The sequence below is a fragment of the Actinophytocola sp. genome (assembly GCF_035712165.1).
GTDB lineage: Bacteria > Actinomycetota > Actinomycetes > Mycobacteriales > Pseudonocardiaceae > DASYTH01.
Genome location: NZ_DASTBH010000078.1, coordinates 1 through 2,871 on the forward strand (window position 1 = coordinate 1; position 2,871 = coordinate 2,871).

The following is a 2,871-nucleotide window of genomic DNA, read 5'->3' on the forward strand; positions in this document are numbered from 1 at the left end:
CCAGCCTCACCGACCCCGAGACCCCCGCGATCTGGGGGTTGTAAGGGGACATTCCCGGCATCCGGGCCTGACAAGTCCAAGATCGCGGGGGTCCTGACCCCCGATCGGTGCGTGCCTACTCGTGTGCGATGGCGCCGAGCACGTTCAGCCGGGCCGCCCGGATGGCCGGCAGCACCGCCGCGACCACGCCGACGACGGCGGCCAGCACCAGGTAGACGCCCATCTGCTGCCAGGGCAGGACCAGCTCGGTGATGCCCTCCGACTTGAGCGCCCGGACCACCGAGGCGCCCAGCCCGCTGCCGACCGCCAGGCCGAGCAGCGCGCCGAACACCGAGATCACGACCGCCTCGACCGTGATCATCCGCATCGTCTGTGCCCGCCGCATGCCGATCGCGCGCAGCAGGCCCAGCTCCCTTGTCCGCTCGATCACGGACAGCGCCAGGGTGTTGATGATGCCGAGCACGGCGATGAGGATGGCCAGGCCCAGCAGCATCTGGATCATCAGGAGCAACGTGTCCAGGTCGTCGGTCTGGTCCGCCATAAACGCCGCCCGGTCGACCGCCGAGAACTCCGGGTTGTCCGCCAGCAGGGCGTTCATCCGGTCCAGCACCGGGCCGACCGCGGTACCCGCCGCCAGCTGCACGTACGCCTCGACCGGCTGCGGGACCCCGAAGTCCTTCGCCGCGCTTTCCGGCAGCACGATGCCGCTGTAGAGGTCGGACTCGGTGTAGACCGCGGCCACCGTGAACGGCCGCGCCTCGCCGCGGGAGAACTGGAACGGCACCGTGTCACCCGCCTTGAGCCCGCCCAGGTCCGCGGCCGTACCCGTGTCGAGGATGAACTGGTCGTCGCGCAGCGGCCCCACGGCACCCTGCTCCGGCACCACGCTGAAGATCGCGGCCAGGTCCGGCACGTCCTCGGTGGCGACCACCCACTCGCGCTTGCCGTCCACCAGCGCGAGGTCGGAGTAGACGCCGGCGGAGCGGGCCACGCCCGGCAGGGCGGCGGTGTCCTCCAGCACCTTCGGGTCGAAGCTCGGCGGCCGGTCCCCGGACTGCTCGCCGTCGATGAAGATCTCCGCCTTCACCTGCTCGTCGGCCAGCTTGGTGAAGCTGCTCTTCGTGGAGTCCAGGATCACGCTGACACCGGTGATCAGGGCGATGCCGACCATCAGCGCGGCCGCCGTGATCGCCGTGCGGCGCGGGTTGCGCCCGGAGTTGAGCCGACCCAGCTTGCCCGGCACCGACCAGGAGAACAGCCGCCCGAGCAGCGACACGACCGGCCGGCTCAGCAGCGGCGTGAGCAGCGCGACGCCGACGAACGAGACCAGCACGCCGGCCAGGATCGTCCACAGCGTGCCGTCGCCCGCCTCGCCGGACAGCCCCCACGCGAGCAGCCCCCCGCCGGCCGCGCCGACGATCGCCCCGGCGACCGTGAGCCGGGTGAGCGGCCGGTCCGGCGTACCGACGTCCTGCATAGCCGCCACCGGCGGGATGCGCGACGCCCGCACGGCCGGCAGCACGGCGGCGACCAGGGTCACCAGCAGGCCCACCACGAACGAACTGATCACCGCGGTCGCGGGCACGCCGACGCCGGCCAGGTCCAGGTCGCCGAACCCGGCGAACACCGAGGCCAGCAGCGCGCCGACGCCGATGCCGGCGCCGAGGCCGAGGGCGGACGCGACCAGGCCGATCACGGCGGCCTCGACCATCACCGAGCCGATCATCTGGCGCCGGCTCGCGCCGACCGCCCGCATCAGGGCCAGTTCCCTGGTGCGCTGGGCGATGATGATCGAGAAGGTGTTGAGGATCAGGAAGATCCCGACGAACAGGGCCACCCCGGCGAAGCCGAGCAGGATGTTGTTGAAGAAGCTCAGGCCCTGCTGGAACTCGTCGGTCTGCTGCTTGGCCAGCTCGGCCCCGGTCTTCACCTCGTAGGTGGTGCCCAGCGCCGCCCGGATGTCGTCGCGCAGCGCGACCGGGTCGACGCCGGCGGCGGCCCGCACGCTCACGCTGCTGTACACGCCGGGCTCGCCGAGCATCAGCTCCTGCGCCACCGGCTCGGTGAACGACACCGACAGGGTGCCGCCCAGGCTGTCCCGGTCGCCGCTGTAGCCGTAGACGCCGACGACCGTGAACATCCGCTTCGGCTGGAGGGTCAGCACGCCGACCCGGTCGCCGACCTTGAGCTTCGCCGCCTCCGCCGTGGCGGCGTTGACCGCGATCTCGTCTGGCGCGGTCGGGCCGCGGCCCTCGCGCAGTCGCACCAGGTCCGACTCGCCGTTCCAGTTCTCGCCGAACCGGGGCGCCCCGGCGGTGCTGACGACCTTGCCGTTGGGCCCGATCACCCGCGCGCCGTCGGCCAACACGTCCCCGGTGGCCTCGGCGACGCCGGGGACCTTCGCCACCCGGTCCCGGACCTCGGCCGGCACCAGGGCGGGGACCTCCTCGCCGTCGAGTTCCGACATCTCGATCTTCGGCTTGCCGGCGACGTTGACGTCGGTCTCCGAGTACGCGCTGGCGAACATCGCGTCGAACGAGCGGCCCAGCGTGTCGGTGAGCACGAACGCCCCCGCCACGAACATCACCCCCAGCACCACGGCCAGGCCGGAGAGCACCAGCCGCAGCTTGCGGGCCAGCACGCTCTTCAGGGTCGCGCGCAGCATCAGGCCACCGCCCCCACGCCGCGATCCGTGGCGAGCACGTCGAGGCGCTTCATGGTGTCGAGCACGGACTCGGCGGTGGGGCTGGTCAGCTCGTCCACGACCTGGCCGTCGCCGAGGAAGATGACGCGGTCGGCGTAGCTGGCGGCGTTGGGGTCGTGGGTGACCATGACGATGGTCTGGCCGAAGTCGCGCACGCTGTTGCGCAG

Annotated in this window: 1 protein-coding gene and 1 pseudogene; both read right to left on the reverse strand. The window is 72.0% G+C overall.

Going from position 1 to position 2,871, the window contains the following annotated elements:
- Positions 1-115: 115 nt before the first annotated feature.
- Positions 116-2,665: an ABC transporter permease gene (locus tag VFO68_RS03975; RefSeq protein WP_325156760.1), complete on the reverse strand. Its 2,550-nt coding sequence runs from the start codon at positions 2,663-2,665 to the stop codon at positions 116-118.
- Positions 2,665-2,871: pseudogene (locus tag VFO68_RS03980) on the reverse strand (ABC transporter ATP-binding protein); the annotation flags it as partial. The pseudogene VFO68_RS03980 and the gene VFO68_RS03975, both read right to left, overlap by 1 nt.

Bases quoted from the DNA above. Each gene is read 5' to 3' on its own strand.
- VFO68_RS03975 (WP_325156760.1), bottom strand. From the start codon at position 2,665: ATGCTGCGCGCGACCCTGAAGAGCGTGCTGGCCCGCAAGCTGCGGCTG.